We start from the raw sequence: 16,171 nt of genomic DNA, 5'->3' as shown, positions 1-16,171 counted from the left end.
GCTCCGCCTAGTGGAAGTTTACCGTAACCGAAACTCTGCGGTTCGCGGAGCTCCCGGTTCGGCTATTTTCAGTCTCCGCTGGCTCAAAGGTGCCCGCGCCGCGAACCAAGAGCAATTCCGGATCGACGCCGCGTTTCTTGAGAAGCGCACGAACTGTTTCCGCGCGCGCCGCGCTGATCGACAACTTGGCCGTTTCACGGCCCGTCTCGTCCGAATGGCCGGTCAACATGAATTGTGCTGTTACCCCTGCCTTGCGGGCGTCCGTGGCCAATTCCTTCAACTGACTCGCCAATTTGTCGAGAACCGGCAGTTGCTCTGGTCCCGGTACAGCCTTGCCAGAATCGAAGAAAATGCTGACCGTTTGAATAGCCTCCCTCAAATGAGTCAGTTCCGGAGGGGTCAACTCACGCAGCTCGGAGAGTTCTAGAGAGAGTCCGTCCGCGGACAGCTGTTGGGCGGCGACCCGCGCCCGATCTATCCAGGCGGCAGGAGCCTCACCCTGGGCAACGATGCGATCCTTGATGATCGAAAGCCGTACTGAATCCGGCGGAGTCAGCGACGCCATCAGCCGCTTCACCACGAACTTCGGATGAAGGCTTTGATAGAATTGCCATTGCGAATGAACGCGGGCAGGATCGACCCCTGTTCCGGACAGCAGAACCTGCGGGTCGGCGGCCTGCGGGTCTCTCAGGCCGGAAATATAGAAATGTCCGCCCCTCGCCGTTTGCTGGGCGACGATGATTCCCGCTTGGGCCTCCAGTCGTGACACATAGGCCTGCCAGTGCTCCGCCGCGCGTGCTTCGGGGCTCACATCACGAACTTTGGAGATGTCGAATTCCGGTCCGCCTGCCGAAAGCTGTCGGGCCGCTGCGCGCGCCCGATCTATCCAGGTGTCGGGAGCCTCACCCTCGGCAACGATGCGATCCTCGACGATCGAAAGCCGAACCGATTTCGGCGGGTTAAGCGACGCTGTCAGCCGCTTCAGCACGAACTCCGGCTCAAGGCTCTGATAGAATTGCCACTGCGAATGAACGCGGGCGGGATCGACCTGCGTACCGGCCAACAGCGACTGCGGGTCGGCGGCAAGAGGGTCTCTCAGGCCGGAAATATAGAAATGTCCGCCCCTCGCCGTTTGCTGGGCGACGATGATTCCCGCTTGGGCCTCCAGTCGTGACACATAGGCCTGCCAGTGCTCCGCCGCGCGTGCTTCGGGGCTCACATCACGAACTTTGGAGATGTCGAATTCCGGTCCGCCTGCCGAAAGCTGTCGGGCCGCTGCGCGCGCCCGATCTATCCAGGTGTCGGGAGCCTCCCCCTCGGCAACGATGCGATCATTGACGATCGAAAGTCGTACTGAATCCGGCGGAACCAGCGACGCCGTCAGCCGCTTCAACACGAACTCCGGATCAAGGCTCTGATAGAATTGCCAGTGTGAATGAACGCGGGCGGGATCGACCTGCGTTCCGGCCAACAGCGACTGCGGGTCGGCGGCAAGAGGGTCTCTCAGGCCGGTAATATAGAATTGGCCATCGCGCACCTTTTGGTCGGCAACGATGATGCCCGGCTGGATCCCCAGTCGCGACACATACGCCTGCCAGCGCTGCCCGGATTGCCAGGAAAGAAAGAACCAACCGCCTGCGGGAATCAAAACCAGCAGGACTGCAGCCAGGACCAGCCACGGAAATCCCTGGTTTGATTCCTCCTGCTTCAGATCAACGCAGGTCTGCAACTGCGTCTCGACGCCGGCCAACTGCGAACTGTCGCCGTCAAACTGCTCCAGGGCCTGTGAGCATTCATCATGGATGCGAAGCAATACATCGCGAATTATTTCATGTAATTCCTCCGGCGGATTTCCCCGGATCACCGCAACCAAGGTCGCAAACGGCCCAACTTCCGACCAGAGACGAAGCTCCCCGAAACGGATAATGTCCAGGCCACTCTGTTCTTCCTCGTTAAATGAGTCTTTTACAAAATCCTGAATTGCACTAAGCATCGAGGAAATCAGTTGAGGATCTTCGCTGGTTGCGTTTTCGGCAGTTACATGCTTGATCAAAAGCCCGGAATTGCGGTGAATGAGAAAGACATGTTCTACACGATAGACAAGAGAATGCCTAAGAACAACTTCTGAGAAGCTTGCCCCCGTTCTCCAAGCTTCAAGTCTCCACTTGAGCCCATGCCAAGTAAATATGTGTCTTAAGGTTTCATTCAGCGACTGAAAGGTTTGGTCGATCTTTTCGCCGATCGACTTGCGAATAGCCGGCAGAAACACCGGGTATAATATATCCGTCAGCGTGCGCGGGCTTTTCTGGATGGACCGTTGCACAGCCCTCTCGACAACTGGCGCAAGGGCCTCGCCGAGTTGCGCATGAGACGCGCGTGCGGCTGCACCGGGGAGGACGCCCCCCACTGCCGCCGCAAGCTGCTCAGGTTCGTCGAGCAGGTGGGTAACTCGTGAAAGCTCCGAAATTTCGCGGCCGACCAGCAACTGGCGAAGCGTTTCCATGCGAGGATCGGCGGTTGGGATTCCGTCGAGACGCGCACGATAGTCCGGATCAACGTTCCGGGCAATTTCGATCAAAAGGCGAGCCAGAGCCTCGCGATCAATCTCTGTATCGTTCGAAGCTGCTCTTTTAGGGAGGCTGATTGGGTCGACAGTCGACGTCAAGTTCCCATCAACTCACTTTCCAGGTACGCTCCGAGTTGTTCTTGCTGCCGGCGGGATCCTGATTTAGACATTTTGCAACCTCGACAAACAGGCCAGCCAAAAGATTTCGGTCGGTCTTGACATTGCCAAGATCGGAAAACATTTTCTCCATCAGCATCTGAATGCTTTCATTCTTTTGCTTGATTTCCTCACGCAGCAAATGATCGTTTCGATTTATCCGGTCCGCAACTTCCCGCTCAAGCTCGCTCAACTGATCCGACAACGCGCGCACCTGCTTTTCGAGCGCCTGATTTTGCTCGCGAAGATTCCGATCAATCTCCTTGTCGGCGTCGGCTCGCGCGTCTTTTTCGTTCCGCAATTGCGCCGCAAGCGAGTCGACCTGCTTCTTTGCATTTGACTCGTACATTTCAAGATTGCGCTTGGCCTCGGATTCGACATCCTTGAAGCGCTGCAAGACCCGTTCTTCAAGCTTGGAAAAGCGGCGGTCATAGTCCTGCATCTGGTTGCCGAACAGCAGATCACGTATCTTGTCGACACCTACAGCGTCGCCGGGAGGCCCGCTCTCGCGAGCCTGGCCCGCCATGAAGTTCAGCCCGCTTCCGTCTGCATTACTTGTCAGATTTGCGTCCGCTTTATTTGCCGAAGAAGCGGTACTCGAAGATTCCTTGGCCATCCCATGCCCCTTCTTTTGACATTGCCAGCGCTAATTTAGAAACTGATAAACATGTCAGCAAAATAGCCGACCCGCAAGCCGGAATTTTCTCGGCTCAAGTCGGTTCGTGCGTCCCCATTCGGATAGATTTCGACATGCGGCTCGATCCGGATCAGCTTGCGCTCGTGTCTTCGCCCGCGATCATCTTTTTGCAGATGAAATGCGAGAGCGGAGATGCCCTGGCGCATCGACCTCAGCTCCAAGCCGTCGGGCATGCGCGCTGCCATTCAGCCTGTGTTCAAGTCTTTTTTGCCCGCCTCTAATTTGCCCCGATCTTGACAGCGCAGTGCTGCCATCCGATGCCGTCATCCGGTTTTGACATTCGCCGACTCTTGCCGAAGAAAACGAAAGCTCGATGATCCAGGACAATGCTACCGCAAGGCGGTATGGTACCGATTTTCAATGCCGAGCAAACCGTCGGCACAACGCTTGCCGGCAGGCAGACCTACCAGATACTGGATATAGGGTGATGGACGATGGGTCGACGGACTGATCGGCGTGGATTGTGACGACCTACGCCAAGAAAGATCAACGCGTCTTGTTGTGCCTTCGAACCGGGCGCGGGTAAGACGGCGTGGCGCGTGATCCCTTGGTTTCAATCGTGGTTCCTGCGCACAACGCGGAGGTAACGCTCGCGCGCGCACTCGATTGCCTTCTCGATCAGGAAATAGTGGATTGGGAGGCGATCATCGTCGACGACGCCTCCATGGACCGCACCCCCTCGATCATCGCCGGTTATGTAGAGCACGATGCCCGATTTCGGACGTTGAGGTCTTGCGCGTATAGCGCCGCCGGCGCGCGCAATAGCGGGATTTCGACAGCGCGCGGCCGCTGGCTCATGTTTCTGGATGCCGACGATTGGGTGGATGCCAGCTTCCTCGCAAAAATGCTGGCCGCACTGAAATCCGTTCCCGATGCAGTGGCCGCCTATTGCGGTTCCCGGCGCGAGATGCCCGATGGCGAACTCACCCCGTCGAGCATCGCAACGGAGGTTGCGATTCAGCCCTTCGAGACATTCGCCCGCAGACGTGCCATCGCCATTCACGCGCTGCTGGTCGACCGGGAGACAATTGTCGAGTTGGGCGGTTTCGATGTGTCGCTGCGCACCTGCGAGGACTGGGACCTGTGGCAGCGCCTCGCACGTCTGGGCAAAAATTGGGTGATGGTCGATGAGCCGCTCGCTTTCTATCGGACCAGCCCCAACGCGCTCAGCCGCAGTTCGACGCAGATGCTGGCAGATGCTGAAATCGTGATCGCCCGCGGCTTTTCCGCCGATCCCAGGGTCAAACACCCGGCGTCGGCTCACGCCAATGGAGCGATCGAGGCGAACGGCGGTACCGCCTCCGAGGCACTCGCGTGGTTCGCGTTGTGGAACGCCGCGTCGGATTGCGGCAGCGGCTCGCGCTCGATCAACCCGCAGTCCCTGCGCGCCCTCCCGCCAGGACGCAAAGGGGCGCGAGAGATCGCCAAGGTGATCTTCGATGGCCTAGCGGTCGGAAGCCTGTCGGTGCCAGCGCAATTGGCTGCCAGGTGGGACAGGTTCGGCGGCTCCCTCACCGAGTTGATCATCGAACTCGGCAAGGTCTGGAACAATCCCGACGCGGCTCGCCGCGTCCAGTATCATCTTGAGCAAATGCTGCTCGACGTCGACGATCTCGCCGCGCCGCGCAGGCTGGCGCGGACACTTGGAATTCGTGTCGACGCGCGAAATCCGACCACGGTCGAACTTCCGCAAGGAATCGATCAAATTTATGCCTATCTGATGATGGATGGCCAGATCGAGGCTGTCGTGCAATTCGGCGTACTTGGGACAGTGACAAGGGATTATTGGATCGAATTGATCCTGAATGTCGTGTCCCCCGAGCGGCTTGAAGGCCGGTCCGATCCGGACAGTCACTTCGGCAAACTCGCCCAATTGGCCGAGGAAGCGCGGGAGCTGGTTCGGTCGAGCACCGAACCTGCAGAGCCTCCCCCGGCGCTGCGCCGCGCACGGGCCAGGCACGACAAGGATCGCACGTCGTTCTGGAATGGCTATTTCGCGACCGAGGATCCCTGGAATTACGGTTCGTCCTATGAGCAGGAGAAATATGAGCGGCAGCTCGAAATTCTGCCTGCCGGTCCCATTGGACGGGCGCTTGAGCTGGCCTGTGCGGAAGGCCACTTCACGCGGCAACTGGCGCCGCGCGTGAGCCATTTGACCGCAACTGACATCTCCGCCATAGCCATCGAGCGGGCGCGCGCGCGATGCAGCGATCAGCCGAATGTTGAGTTCGGCGAACTGGATTTCACGGCGGATACGCTGCCGGGTGAGATGGATCTGATCTTCTGTTCGGAAGTGCTCTACTACCTGGATGATCTCGCCGAGTTGCAACGCTTCGCCAAGAAAGTCGTTGAGGCATTGGCGCCTGGCGGCAGCTTCATCAGCGCACACGCATTCGTGCTACGTGACAATCCTGAGAGGACGGGCTTCGACTGGAACACATTCGGTGCACAAGCGATCTCGGAGACGCTGGCAGGGACCGAAGGTCTTGTCCTCGAGCAATCGATCCAGACCGAGCTCTATCGCATAGACCGCTTCCGCCGCCTGTCACCAGGCGACGTGGCGACGGAACCAGTCATTGATCATGTGCCAATCCGCGCGCGCATCGATATGGGGGTCGCGCGAAAAATCGTCTGGGGCGGGGCGCGGGCCTTGCGCCGCGACGTCGCACGTAGCGAGCGGCGGCAGCGTATCCCTGTCCTCATGTATCACAGCGTCTCCGATGAAGGTCCGGCCGCGCTCGCCCGTTTTCGGCTCACGCCCGCCGCATTCGCCAGCCAAATGACATGGCTGCGCGCCAATGGCTTTCACGCGATTAGCTCCGAGCAGCTGGAATGGTTCATCGCCAACCGTCAGCCTTTCGTTGGCCGCCCAGTGCTCATCACCTTCGATGACGGCTTCCAGAACTTTGCCGACCATGCCTGGCCGATCCTGCGCGCGAACGACCTCACCGCGGAAGTGTTCCTGGTGACGGACTTGGTGGGTGAAAGTGCACAGTGGGACGCCTACAGCGGCCCGCCGACGCAGCTTATGGACGCCGGGACGGTGCGACGCCTCGCCGGCGAAGGCGCCTTCTTCGGAAGCCATCTGGCGACGCATCGCGCGATCGATGGTCTGTCGAGCTCTGACTTGGCCGCCGAGCTTCTGCGCTCTCGTATGTTCATCGAACGGTGGACCGGTCGGCCAACCGCGGCGTTCGCGGCACCCTTCTCAGTCACCGACCGACGGCTTGGCAGGCTGGCCAAGGAGTGCGGCTATCGAATCGGCTTCGGCGGCAGACACGGGCCGGCGGACCTCGATTGTGATCCCATCGACCTTCCGCGCATCGAGATTCGTGGGGATCGTTCGCTCGATGACTTTGTTGCGGTTGTCGAGGCCGTGCTCGCATGAACCGTGAATTTGTCAGTGTCTAGATTTGTAACAAGTTGGTTCCGCGTTTTGTTGAGCGTCCCGCTCCGCTTACCTCGTTCGCAAGTCTATTGGGCGACTTGGGACACGGCTGACATCAGCTCCTGCGGGCTTGGCGCCCCAAACATGTATCGCCCGCCCTCTGGAACCTCCGTGAAGCTCCAGCGGACGATCCCTTGCCGGTCCAGCAGGAACTGACCGATCAATTGTCCGTGTCCCGTTGCTATCATCTGCTCGTCGGCTTCCGTCAGTTCGTAATGGTCCTTCTTGTTGAGGATTTCGCTGGCCTCAAGAGGATCCATAGGACCGGGCAACTCGCCTGGTATGTCGACCCGCATATCCTTTGCCGCTGCCATCGAGACCTTGTACGGCCAGTTCGTCTCGTTTTGGGTGAATTCGAGATTGGGCAGTCCAAAAGCACGATGTGAAGCGCGTTCAGGGTCGGAGGCCGCAAGCAGATTCGGCATCGGATGGTAGCGGAAATAGAGACGCGCCCGTTCGATCGGCGTGTTGACCACCGTCAGGCTCTCCACGCCCTTTTCGCGCAGCTCCGGATCAAGCCGCGCCTGGGCGGCGATATGGCGCCGGCAAAACGCACAATGCAGACCTCGAAACAGGCCGACCAGCACCGGTTTTTGGCCGCGAAAGTCGTCAAGCGCGATCTTGCCTTCCTGGGTAATGGCGTCGAGTACCACGTTCGGCGCACGGTCGCCCGGTTGAAGCGGCACCAACATTTCCAACCTCCAACCCCGGCTAGTCGAGAAAAGGCAGCACCACGAGCGCTTCCGGGTCGAGCCCGTGCTGGGCGCATATGCCCTGCGCCAGGGAAAAGTAGCGTTCGGCCTCGGCCAGATTGTCGAGGTCGAGATTAAGCGTTGCAAGACCATCATAGCACGGAAACAGCAGTTGGGGTTCGCCCGTTTCGCGGGCTACGTCCAGTGCTTCGTGGAACAAACCAACGGCCAGGTCCGGACGGCCGTTGCACTGGTGGATCTGCCCAAGCACGATCAACGGCACCGGCAGGTGCTCGCGCTGGTCGAGCGCCCGGTCGATCTCGATGGCCTTCTCGGCAGCAGGTATGCCCTCCGTTGGACAGCGATCCGTGAAAGTACAACAAGCGACCGCCAGATTGGCGAGGAGGCGCGCCTGGAAACCCAAATCACCAATACGGCGCGCCACTTCAAGACCGCGCCGACAGACCTCCATCGCCTGTGCCGGATCGATGGTCGTGTATAGCACGCCGAGATTGGTGTAGCCGCGGCAGGCCGCGCCCAGCAGACCGGCGGCTTCGGCCAATTCAATGCTACGCTCAACCTGACGCACGGCCTCACGGTTTCGCCCGAGGCGAGCCAGCGCGACAGCCTTGGTATTGAGTGCCTCGGCGGTCACAAGAGTGGCATCACACCCCACCTCGGAGACATGCTCCGTTGTCAGATTGCGTACGCAATCCAGCGCCGCGTCTGCCCATTTTGCCGCGAGAGCGTGATCTCCGCTACGGAACGCCTGTCGGCCACGTTCTTGCCACAGATGCGCCTGCTCGATCGGGGCATCCGCCCCATCGAGGAGCGCTGCCGCCTCAGCATAGCAGGGTTCTGCCTTGTCCCGCTTGCCGACGTCCCAGAGCAGCCGACCGATCTTACGCAAAACTCGCGCCGAGGCGACGTGATTGGCCGCTTCGCGATATGCCTGCAACACGGTCTCGTAGTGGTGGTGCGCGATCTCGCGGCGGCCTGCCGGGCCGCTCAAATCGGCAATGCGCTCTGCAATTGCCAGTTTGAGCGGTGTTTGCCCGATCGCGTCCAATGCTGTCAGTGCTCGCTCGTAGAAACGAAGGGCGTCGTCGTTGGCGTATATCATGCGAGCGCGATCGCCTGCCGCCTGCAGGTAATGCGCGCCCTTCTCCCGCTCGGCGCTCTGTGCGAAATGATGACCGAGCACGGTCAAATCCTCGAGCCGTTCCGGCTTGTCGCCGCACAGTTGCTCCAAGGCAGCACCGACCCGCCCGTGGATGTCGGTCCGGCGTTGCAGGAGCAGATTCTGGTAGATCACGTCCTGCAGCAATGTTTGCGTAAAGCGGTAGCTTTGCGACGAGACCGAGCCTGATCCGGCAACTTCCTCGATGATTTCCGCATCGCAAAGCAGTTCGCAGCCGGCTTCAAGCCGGCCGGGGTCGGCCGTCACGGATTTCAGAAGTGTGGCATCGAAACGCGGGCCAATTACCGCGGCCTCCTGAGCCAACCGGCGCACCTCTGGGGGCAGCCGGTCGACGCGGGCAAGCAACATCGCCTGGATAGTGGCGGGGATGCCGGTTGCGACTTCGCCGGCCACAGTCCGCCATCGCTGGCCCTCTCGCATCAGTACACCGCGATCGATAAGGCCGCGAACAATCTCCTCTACAAAAAGGGGGTTGCCGCCCGCGCGCTCGAGGATCTGATCGAGAAGCCCTCCTGCGGAGTTTACCCAGCTCTCGCCGAAAAGCGCCGCGAGCAGCCTGCGTCCGTCATCACCATTGAGCGGCGGAAGCCTGAGCGCTGTGTGACTGACCCGACTTGAGTCGAGCTGGTCGTTGTCCGGCGCCGGACGATGCGTGACCAGCAACATCAACCGCGTGCGTTCTAACCTGTCCATCACGAAACGTAGTGCCTCGAGCGACACGGCGTCGGCCCAGTGCAGGTCTTCGACGACGATCAACAGCGGCGACAACGCAAGCCGCCGTTCGATGATTGTGCGGACTGCGTAGAGAATTTGCCGCCGCAACTGCTCAGGCTCGACATGCTGCAAGGTGGCATCGGGGTCGCCAAGGCCGAGCACATGATAGAGCAAAGGCATCAGCCGCTTCGCCTCCTCGCCCTGCAGGCCGAGATCGGCAAGCAAGCCTGCGAGCTTCCCCCGCATTTCGTCCCCATTGTCGTTTTGCATCATCCCGGCAGCGCTGCGCACCACGGCGCCCAAGGCGCCAAAAGATTGTTCGCCCAGCGGTGAGCACGTGGCCTGCCGCACGACGACGTTGCGAAAACGCTCCTCGTCGCCGACGCGGGCGACGAACTCCTTCACCAGCCGCGATTTCCCGATGCCGGCTTCTCCGACGAGGCGGACAAGTTGGGCCGAGCCGCCGCACGCCTGGTCAAGGCTCGCCATCATTCTATTGAGCTCCGCACCACGACCTATTAGTGGCGCACTGAGGCCGAGCGCCTCGAGCCCGCGCGCTGGGCGCGGCACCGCTAGCGGTGCGTCCAGTCGATGGACGAGCACGCTGCCAGCCTTGCCGCGAAACACGACATCACCCAGTGACTCGTAAGAGAAGGCATGCCGGGTCAGCCTGTGAGTGAGCTCGCCTACCAGCACCTCACCCGGTGCGGCCAGCGATTGCAGGCGTTGCGCCGTATTCACTGTGTCGCCGGTCACCGAATAGGATCTGGCGGTGCCGATGCCCAATCCGCCAGTAACGACCGGACCAGTGTTTATGCCGATGTGGAGTAACAGAGGCGAGCCGGAGTGGGGGGTGCTTTCGCCGAGCCGCGCCGTCCGGGCGATCATGTCGAGAGCGGCGCGAAGCGCACGTTCCGGATCGTCCTCATGCGCGACCGGCGCACCGAACAAAGCGAGCAGTGCATCGCCGATGAATTTGTCGACGAAACCACCAAAGTTTCGCACGGCCGCCGTCAATTCCTTGAACAGTTTATTCTGCAGCGCTTGCATGACCTCGGGGTCGAGCTGCTCGCTGAGTGTCGTGAAGCCGCAAAGGTCGGCGAACAGGACCGTTACCGTCCGGCGATCGGCGTCGGAGACGGGATGCAGCCCTTCTTCGCTTTCGATGTTCGGAAGCAGCGACGGAGTTCGAGAAGGCGGCACAATGGTCCGGCTTGGTGCCGGAGCAGGCCGTTCGACGGCTTTTGCGGGCGCACCGACGCTTGCCCCACATTTCGGACAGAACTCGAAATCAGGTGCGCAGGCGTAGCCGCAACTGGCGCATGGCACGGGCTGGCGCCTGCCACACCTCGGACAGAAGGCGTAACCGCCCTCAATCTCGAAACCGCAGCCCGAGCAGTCCATCGAACAAGACCTCACTAGTGGCCGTGACGGCGTGATCTCGCCCGCACTGCACGGCCAGGCTATTCACAAGGATGCACCGATAGCCGTCGACGAGCAAGCGGCAGCGCAAATGGGCATCGAGCCATCCGTGTGGGTCCGGTGGCAGAGCGCTACGCATGACCTCTTGATGCAACGGCTGGCTCGCTGTCAGCTTGCGGTTGTGACTTAGGCTCAGGTCGGCTTGATCTCTGCCTGGCCGATCTTGCGCCATCTGGCGTTTTCGCGAACCAGTTTTAGGTCGTCGGTCGTCTCGGCAAATGTCCGCAATCGGTATTGCCGGAGCAGGTCCGGGAAGAGCGCTCCTTCCGGCAGGCCGGCAAGCTGCTCGCGGACTGAGATCTTTTCATCGATGACCCGCATGCCCCAGGCATTTTCCCGAACCTGCAGCTCCGCAGCCAGATCGCGCTCTTCCGGCGCGTTTTCGTCTAGCGCGGCCAGAAGGATCGAGTGGAAAAGCGCTACATAGCCAATCTGTCTCAGGCCCCCCACGACCCGCGCGCGCGGCAATATGGCAAGGACGAGGAACGTCAGGAACAAGTTCGGCAGCAGCACGCCGTCCAGCAGCGCCTGCCTGAGATACGGCCGCTCGAACGGGATGGAAAGACCTTGCGGCCTGTCGGGCTCGATCAGGTGCCCGTTCTCGAGAACGAGTTTGCGCACGCGCTCCTCGCGAATGCCCCAGAAATAGTCCGTGGCATTGGGCAGGAATCTGCCAAATGGGCTCGATGCGGCCTCTTGCCAGGCACGTTCGAGACGCTGGCGTCTTGCGGGTTCAATGAGCAGTCTGGAAAGAAGGCCGCCGTCATATTCCAGATGCCGCGCCATGGCAGCCGCGGCGGCCCGATCATCGATGAAAACCGGCAGGGCCATGCCGGCACGATCCCAATTGGCGACCAGATCGTGGTTCAGGGCAGTCAGCGCATCGGCGGCGGTTTCAAACACCTTGTCCTGGCTGGCAAGCAGTGTGCCCAGCCAGCGGCTGGCATCCGTTTCATCGCCCACCGCTTCGAGCGCGCGCTTGTTGAGGGAGACGGGACCGGCCACGCAGGCGCTTTTGCGGCACAGTTTGTGGCGCCCCATGCCGAACAGGTTGACCTTGTCGTCGCCGACATCGAGCCATCCCGGCCCCTCCCGGCCAACTGTCTCCATGGTCATCGTCGTTCCCATGAAGCCGACGAAGGCCGACAGCCCGTTTTCGACCGCGCCGAGCCAGGCAAGCAGGAGGGCATCGAAGGTGATCCGGTCCATCAGAAGCAGGCAGTGCAGGCCGGACTGAATCACCGGTCTGTGCTCGAACTCGTCGAGGGCTTTGCCGATCTCCTCAGGCCGCATGATCCTATCGAGGCGCTGATGCAGGACTTCGCGCAGGATCGAGCGGGCAGCGATCGCCGGGCCCGATGCAGGCCTTGCCACCGGCCGCCACAGATGGCGGGCGTAATCGGAAACCGGTGCATTCCAGTTCTGCTCGATGTCGCGCACGACCTCCGGGCAGAGCAGCGACAGCACAGCCAGAATTTCCAGCGGAGGGGTAGGGGTTGGATCAAAGACGGCGGTCATTGGTCCCGTCTAGCCGCTTGCGGTGTAAACGCCAAGCGAGACCAGACTTGCTGGATGCAGCCCTGTTCGCTGACTCGGCACAAATTGTCAGATTGGCTAAACAGCCAAGGCAAACAGCGGATCTTAGAACCGCAGCCGGGCCATGCTCAGGAGGTCGTGGTACTGCCCGTCGGTAAAGCCGGCCTTCACATGCCGGCCTTCGATCTCAAAGCCGTGGCTCTTGTAGAGACGGAGGGCCGGTTCGTTGTCGGCATAGACGGTCAATTCGACTCGCTTCAGGGCGCGCCAGTTGTCGGCCACGTCAAGCAGCGCGCCAAGTATGGCAGAGCCGATACCTTTGCCAACAAAGGCATCGTCAAGGCCGATATTGATCTCGCCGATGTGCGAACGGCGCGGTGAACCCTGCACGACCAGGCTGCCATGGCCGACGACCTTGCCGTCCAGCTCGGCAACGATCCAGGTGGTTTCCGGGCCGGACTTGGCGATGCGCCGCGCCACCTGCTCCACCATCTCGAAAGGCATCCTGAGCGTGCCCTGGCGGAAGCCCGGCATGTTGAAAATAGCGCAAAGCGCCTCCGCATCGCTTGGCCGGACGGACCGGAGCAGCGGCTGGCTTTTCTCGGAGGGTGGCGACGTCGTGCTGGTCATGGCGTTCCCGGCGAAGGCAATCGGACCGGTACGATGCACCGGACGCCACCTGAAAATCCAGCCGTCTCTCAACCTATGATGCCGATTGCGAGCTGAAATACCGGGAGGCGGCGTAGAGTTTGAAGACGCCGCTGATGCCGATCCAGCCGAAAAGCGTGAGCCAGCACAATGTCCCGATCGCCGTCCAGTCGATCCGGTGCACCGCAGCGTCGGTGATGACGACGCCGAGGATGGCAAGCAGGCCAACCAGAAACTGTGCCAACCCGAGCACCAGCAGTTCCTCGCGCGGCGCGCTTCTCCAGACGAGATATATACCGCCCGCACCGGCGAGGAAGATTGCGCTGTAGACCTGAGCGTGGAAGGCATCGATCGGCCATGGCCAGATGCCACTGAATGTCAGGGGAAACAGCAACAGGCCGACGCCATAGAGCCCAAGGATCGCGGATTCCACCGGCATGTAGCCGCGCCATGCGGGATTTAAGGTCACGCCTTTCGCAGAAGGACGGGCTCTGGCCCGCCACAGGAACAGCCCGGATACCGCGACCGAAGCAAGATAGACCAAAAACCACAGCCAGGGCGCTTTGCGCTCGAAGTTGAAATAGCCGAGATTGATGAACGAAGCCACCGACACGATGAAGGTGAAGATGAAGGCCATGACGAGCACGAGCCTGCCGGGCGACCAGCGATTCCAGACCAGCAGCGCCGCCATCACGACCATTTCGGCGGTGTAGAAGCCGCCGAGAAAGCGCGCATTGAACGGCGTGACGGCCCAAGGCCAGCCCGGTTTGACCAGAACAGGCACGAAAAACAGGCCGGCGCCTACGATCAGGACGATGATGACGACCGCAGAGAAAAGGCGCAGGGTCGCGGGAAATGGCGGATTGTCGGATGTCGGCATGGGAGAAAATCCCAAAGATGAAGGCTCCATGGACCATCATAATGCTGCTTGCGGCCGGTTAAAATCGGCCTAAGTGAACGGTCACCAGGCTTATCCATTCGAATGGCCGCACGGTTCGTTTCGAAGTAAGATGGAGCATTCGGACCAAAGACCGGTCCGGTCAAAACGCCACGGGGTGCATTTTCCGGAGCCTGCACGATGAACGAAGCTCAGGATCTGTTCTCACTTCTGCGACAATCGGCCGATGTCGATCCACAGGCGATCGACGCGATCAAGCGAACCATCGCGGAGGGCGAGGACCGCGAACTTTGCCGCATCAATGCGCCAGCCTTCGCCAGCAAGCATGGCCTCGACGAGGAGCGCGCAATAGGCGCCTTTCTCCATGCCGCGCGGGTGGGCATCTTCGACATTTCCTGGAATGTTCTGTGCCCCGGCTGTGGCGGCGTGCTCGACACCAACGCCACGCTGAAAACCCTGCAAAAGGACGAATACACCTGCGCGCTGTGCTCCGAGGGCTATTCACCGACCCTCGACGAGATGGTCGAGGTGACATTCACCGTCAGTCCCCGCGTGCGCAGGATTGCCGCCCACAATCCACACGAACTGCCGGTGGCGGAATATTTCCGCCAGATCTACTGGGCGTCCGGCGTCGATCTGCCGGAAGAGCATTTCGCGGAAAAGATGGAAGCGTTCTCGCTGGAGGATATCGAGCTTGCGCCCGGTGAAAAGGCGGTTCTGCCCATACAGCTTCCGTCCGAATTCATCATCGTCTTCGAGCCGGTCACCCACTCGGCGCAGTTCATCGACGGGAAGGGCGAACCAACAAAGGAGCGCCGAAGCCTCTCTTTGGCCTTCGACCGCGACCATGTTCAGAACCAGACGCTGGAGATGCAACCCGGCCCGTTGCGCATTTCGCTGGAAAACCGGACCGACACCCGCGTGCTGCCGACGGTCTTCATCGCCGGCCAGGCATTGCATGATTTCCTGGGAAAACGCCGGCCCTTCCTGACCGCCAAGCGCCTGCTCACCAACCAGACGTTCCGCGATCTCTATCGCACGGATACACTCGACATCAACCAGCGCCTGAAGATCACCAGCCTGACGTTCCTGTTCACCGACCTGCGCGGATCGACCGAGCTTTACGAGCGGGTGGGCGACCTTTCAGCCTTCGATCTCGTGCGCGAGCATTTCCAGGTTCTGCACGAGATCGTCACGGCGGAGGCAGGCGCGGTGGTGAAGACGATCGGTGATGCGGTGATGGCGACCTTCGCGACGCCCGATCGTGCGATTGCTGCAGCCCTCAGGATGCGCGATGCCATGCGTACGCTCAACGACAAGAGCGGGCGCGAGGATCTGCTGCTCAAGATCGGAGTCCATGCCGGCCCTTGCATCGCCGTGTCTATGAATGAGCGACAGGACTATTTCGGCCAGACGGTCAACATTGCTTCGCGGGTCCAGAACCTTGCCAACGCACAGGCGATCTTCGCCACTCGATCGGTGGTCGACGACAATCTCACCGCCAATCTCTTACACAGGAACGCGCTGACGCCCGTGCCCCACGAGGTCTCGCTGCGCGGCATTGACCGGGAGATAGCAGTATACACGATCCCCTGAAGGCTTGGCCCTGAAGATTTGGCTCGTCCCGGCCCCTCACACTCGCCTACAGATAAAATAACGATCGGCGGGAACCGAAGGTGGCGGCGGGAGGCGTTGCAACTGCGGGTGATCGAGCGGCGTGCCGCTGACCGCGATGCCGCCGACGCGAAGTAGGCGCGCGGTCAGATCGGGAAGCCAGGTAGAGATCACTGCATCGCGATCTTCATAGCCGGTGCCGATGTCGGCATGAACAAGGGCGGCGTCGATGCCAATGAACCTGCTCGCCGTCTCGCGTATTTCGCCGAGCACGAGGTTTTCAGCTTCGGGAATTGAGCTGGCGTGTGCGGCAAGTGCGCGGTCGAACGCTATGATCCGGCGTCCGGGCAGGCGCTCGCGCAGATGGTGGAACGTCCGGCCATTACCGAGGCCGAGCTCGAGCACGGGGCCCTCTATCTTCGCCACCTCGGCGCAGACATGATCGAGTATGTCGCGCTGTGCGGTCATCCTCCGGATGAAACTGTCGAGGCGACTCATGCGCGATTGTATCTCCTGAAC

General features: G+C 60.8%; 11 protein-coding genes. 2 read left to right on the top strand and 9 right to left on the bottom strand.

The genetic code is table 11. From position 1 onward, the window contains the following. Nucleotides 1–7: 7 nt before the first annotated feature. The 3 genes from NKJ12_RS08015 to NKJ12_RS08005 form a co-directional block, all read right to left on the bottom strand. Nucleotides 8–2,578: an OmpA family protein gene (locus tag NKJ12_RS08015; RefSeq protein WP_352702005.1), complete on the bottom strand. Its 2,571-nt coding sequence runs from the start codon at nt 2,576–2,578 to the stop codon at nt 8–10. A gap of 94 nt (nt 2,579–2,672) precedes the next feature. After that, nucleotides 2,673–3,338, bottom strand: coding sequence for a DUF3450 domain-containing protein (locus tag NKJ12_RS08010; RefSeq protein WP_254818887.1), 666 nt, complete (start codon nt 3,336–3,338; stop codon nt 2,673–2,675). A gap of 35 nt (nt 3,339–3,373) precedes the next feature. After that, nucleotides 3,374–3,565 (bottom strand): hypothetical protein, encoded by a 192-nt coding sequence (locus tag NKJ12_RS08005; protein WP_352702003.1) that lies wholly within the window; start codon nt 3,563–3,565, stop codon nt 3,374–3,376. Between the two features lie 386 nt (nt 3,566–3,951). Between NKJ12_RS08005 and NKJ12_RS08000 the strand changes: the two genes are divergently transcribed. Then, on the top strand, nt 3,952–6,807 hold the full coding sequence (locus tag NKJ12_RS08000) for a trifunctional glycosyltransferase/class I SAM-dependent methyltransferase/polysaccharide deacetylase (RefSeq protein WP_352702001.1): 2,856 nt from the start codon (nt 3,952–3,954) through the stop codon (nt 6,805–6,807). 86 nt (nt 6,808–6,893) lie between these two features. On the opposite strand, the gene NKJ12_RS07995 is transcribed toward NKJ12_RS08000, so the two are convergent. From NKJ12_RS07995 to NKJ12_RS07975, 5 genes are all read right to left on the bottom strand, one after another. Beyond that, nucleotides 6,894–7,559 carry a redoxin domain-containing protein gene (locus NKJ12_RS07995; RefSeq protein WP_352701999.1) on the bottom strand — a complete coding sequence of 222 codons (666 nt, stop codon included), beginning with the start codon at nt 7,557–7,559 and terminating at the stop codon, nt 6,894–6,896. Nucleotides 7,560–7,578: 19 nt separating this feature from the next. Beyond that, on the bottom strand, nt 7,579–10,878 hold the full coding sequence (locus NKJ12_RS07990) for an ATP-binding protein (RefSeq protein ID WP_352701997.1): 3,300 nt from the start codon (nt 10,876–10,878) through the stop codon (nt 7,579–7,581). A gap of 210 nt (nt 10,879–11,088) precedes the next feature. Continuing rightward, nucleotides 11,089–12,474, bottom strand: coding sequence for a hypothetical protein (locus NKJ12_RS07985; protein ID WP_352506852.1), 1,386 nt, complete (start codon nt 12,472–12,474; stop codon nt 11,089–11,091). 123 nt (nt 12,475–12,597) lie between these two features. Continuing rightward, nucleotides 12,598–13,122, bottom strand: a complete 525-nt coding sequence (locus tag NKJ12_RS07980) for a GNAT family N-acetyltransferase (RefSeq protein ID WP_302895874.1) — start codon at nt 13,120–13,122, stop codon at nt 12,598–12,600. Between the two features lie 73 nt (nt 13,123–13,195). Next, complete coding sequence (locus tag NKJ12_RS07975) at nt 13,196–14,020, bottom strand: hypothetical protein (protein WP_352506851.1); 825 nt, start codon at nt 14,018–14,020, stop codon at nt 13,196–13,198. A 198-nt stretch (nt 14,021–14,218) separates the two neighbouring features. Between NKJ12_RS07975 and NKJ12_RS07970 the strand changes: the two genes are divergently transcribed. Then, nucleotides 14,219–15,634: an adenylate/guanylate cyclase domain-containing protein gene (locus NKJ12_RS07970; protein ID WP_352701995.1), complete on the top strand. Its 1,416-nt coding sequence runs from the start codon at nt 14,219–14,221 to the stop codon at nt 15,632–15,634. Between the two features lie 36 nt (nt 15,635–15,670). On the opposite strand, the gene NKJ12_RS07965 is transcribed toward NKJ12_RS07970, so the two are convergent. Beyond that, the gene (locus NKJ12_RS07965; protein WP_352506849.1) at nt 15,671–16,150 is read right to left on the bottom strand and encodes a class I SAM-dependent methyltransferase; all 480 of its coding nucleotides are present in this window, start codon (nt 16,148–16,150) and stop codon (nt 15,671–15,673) included. Nucleotides 16,151–16,171: the final 21 nt, after the last annotated feature.

Source organism: Mesorhizobium sp. M0195, assembly GCF_040322115.1.
Lineage (GTDB): Bacteria > Pseudomonadota > Alphaproteobacteria > Rhizobiales > Rhizobiaceae > Mesorhizobium.
Note: the sequence above shows the minus strand (reverse complement) of the source record. Positions and strands in the feature narration are given on the sequence as shown.

Bases quoted from the DNA above. Each gene is read 5' to 3' on its own strand.
- NKJ12_RS08010 (WP_254818887.1), bottom strand. From the start codon at position 3,338: ATGGCCAAGGAATCTTCGAGTACCGCTTCTTCGGCAAATAAAGCGGAC.
- NKJ12_RS08005 (WP_352702003.1), bottom strand. From the start codon at position 3,565: ATGCGCCAGGGCATCTCCGCTCTCGCATTTCATCTGCAAAAAGATGAT.
- NKJ12_RS07995 (WP_352701999.1), bottom strand. From the start codon at position 7,559: ATGTTGGTGCCGCTTCAACCGGGCGACCGTGCGCCGAACGTGGTACTC.
- NKJ12_RS07990 (WP_352701997.1), bottom strand. From the start codon at position 10,878: ATGGACTGCTCGGGCTGCGGTTTCGAGATTGAGGGCGGTTACGCCTTC.
- NKJ12_RS07985 (WP_352506852.1), bottom strand. From the start codon at position 12,474: ATGACCGCCGTCTTTGATCCAACCCCTACCCCTCCGCTGGAAATTCTG.
- NKJ12_RS07980 (WP_302895874.1), bottom strand. From the start codon at position 13,122: ATGACCAGCACGACGTCGCCACCCTCCGAGAAAAGCCAGCCGCTGCTC.
- NKJ12_RS07975 (WP_352506851.1), bottom strand. From the start codon at position 14,020: ATGCCGACATCCGACAATCCGCCATTTCCCGCGACCCTGCGCCTTTTC.
- NKJ12_RS07970 (WP_352701995.1), top strand. From the start codon at position 14,219: ATGAACGAAGCTCAGGATCTGTTCTCACTTCTGCGACAATCGGCCGAT.
- NKJ12_RS07965 (WP_352506849.1), bottom strand. From the start codon at position 16,150: ATGAGTCGCCTCGACAGTTTCATCCGGAGGATGACCGCACAGCGCGAC.